General features: G+C 41.6%; 1 protein-coding gene. It reads left to right on the forward strand.

Annotated features, from left to right (window positions below; genetic code table 11):
- Positions 1 to 832 precede the first annotated feature (832 nt).
- Positions 833 to 2,341, forward strand: coding sequence for a histidine ammonia-lyase (gene hutH, locus HMPREF9072_RS06850; protein ID WP_009750571.1), 1,509 nt, complete (start codon positions 833 to 835; stop codon positions 2,339 to 2,341).
- Positions 2,342 to 2,389: the final 48 nt, after the last annotated feature.

Genomic DNA, 2,389 nt, shown 5'->3' on the forward strand with positions numbered 1-2,389 from the left:
GTGGGTCTACAGTGGCTCTACAGTGGCTCTACAATAATGATTAATCAAATTATAATTGAAGATTAATTGAGCTTATAGTGCTACTATTTGCTAATATCATTGGCAACTGGTTAGATTTGTCGGACATAAAATAACTAAGTGAGTTCGATGAAAGAAAAGTGTAGCTTACGCTACAGAAATCTTACAATTTTTTACAAATCAAACAAATAGGCAACAAGTTGCCTTTATACACATACTCTGCTATGCCAGCTCGCAAACTACACACAGATTACACGGATTGCACGGATAGTCTTTCAATTGACAATTGACAAATGTGAAGCGCACGGATTGGCAACTTCGTTGCTGGATTTCGCGGATTATAATACAAATACAATTGTAAATCAGTATTGTATATATTGAACAGATATTATAGTCAAACAAAAATAGATTACGACTCAATAGGCTTGTTTTTAGAGGGCGATTTGCAAATCGCCCCTACAAAATATACTGAAAAAGCGACTGATTATCAGTGTATCAATTTTACTAAGGGTCGTAGCACGACGAGGTGAGAGCTACACGAGCAGGTGGAAAATTAGAGAATTAGAAAATGAGGGTGTGTAGTTAATCGGAGTTCTCAGAAAATCTCGGAGAGGCTCAGGACATCACTGATGACTAAAAACTAAGTACTAAATTTTGCTAATTTACAAATTAGTTATTATCTTTGTCGCCAGATTACTAATGGAGAGAATTGCCTTAATAGGGTGAATTGCCTCACATACTCAGCTGTGCCAGCTCGTTGACTTTGCCCCTATGACATAACACAAAACTTGATTTATATTAATAACTAAAAACAATGAAAACATTACGTACTTACAGCGATTTTAAAGATATCGTTTTTGATAAGAAAGAAGTGGCTATTAGCAAAGAAGCTAAAGCCCTCATTGAAGAGAGTTACGCTTTCTTAAAAGACTTTGCAGAGAACAAAATCATTTATGGCGTGAATACGGGCTTTGGACCGATGGCGCAATATCGCATTGAAAAAGAAGACCAATTGCAGTTGCAATACAACCTTATCCGCAGTCATAGTTCGGGCTTAGGGGAGGTGTTTGATGAAGAAACCGTGCGTGCGGCTATATTGTGTAGACTTACGAGCTTGTCGTTAGGCAAGTCGGGGGTGCATATAGAGGCAATTGAACTGATGCGCGACCTATTGAACTACCGCATTACCCCGCTTATTTTCCAACACGGAGGCGTGGGAGCTAGTGGCGACCTTGTGCAGTTAGCCCATCTCGCCTTAGTGCTCATAGGCGAAGGAGAAGTGTTCTACAAAGGCGCGCGCAGACCTACGGCAGAAGTATTTGCCGAAGTGGGACTCAAACCACTACAAATACACTTGCGCGAAGGACTTTCGCTGATGAACGGCACGTCGGTAATGACGGGCTTGGCAGGGGTGAATGTGTATTACGCACAAAAGCTATTGGTTTGGACAGTGAAGTTCACAACGGCTATCAACGAGCTAGTACAGACTTATGACGACCATTTTTCATCTGAATTAAACAACGCCAAACAACATACTGGGCAAAAAGAAATCGCCCGAATGATGCGCGACTTCTTGCACGACAGCAAACGCACCCGCAAGCGTGCAGAACATCTTTACAAAGGGCAACACAACGAAACTGTATTTAAAGAAAAGGTGCAAGAATACTACTCCTTACGCTGTGTGCCACAGATACTCGGGGCTGTATACGACACTGTTGCGCATACTGAGCGCATCGTAGAAGAGGAACTGAACTCGGCTAACGACAACCCAATAGTAGATGTGCCTACCCAACAGGTATATCACGGGGGTAACTTCCACGGCGATTATATATCTCTTGAAATGGACAAGCTTAAACTGGTAGTTACCCGTATGACAATGCTTGCTGAGCGACAGCTCAACTACCTATTGAACCCTAAAATTAACGAGCTATTGCCACCATTTGTGAATGCGGGCAAGCTGGGCTTTAACTTCGGTATGCAAGGGGTACAGTTTACCGCTACTTCTACCACTGCCGAAAACCAAACCCTCTCTACCTCGATGTATGTGCATAGTATCCCGAACAATAACGATAATCAGGATATAGTGAGTATGGGTACCAATGCGGCGACCCTTACCCATAAAGTGATAGACAACGCTTTTCAGGTGCTTGCTATTGAGGCTATCACCATTGCGCAGGCTATTGATATCTTGGTCTGTTATGACGAGCTTTCGAGCACTACAAAAGAATGGTATAGGGAAATAAGAGAGATTATACCGTTCTTTAAGGAAGATTTGGTGTTTTATACTTACTTGAAGGAAACTACATCGTGGTTGAAGAAATAGAATGTTTTTCAACTTTGCCAAAGTTTGTAACCAAAACTGTAAGGAAGA

The organism is Capnocytophaga sp. oral taxon 324 str. F0483, from assembly GCF_000318315.2.
GTDB lineage: Bacteria > Bacteroidota > Bacteroidia > Flavobacteriales > Flavobacteriaceae > Capnocytophaga > Capnocytophaga ochracea.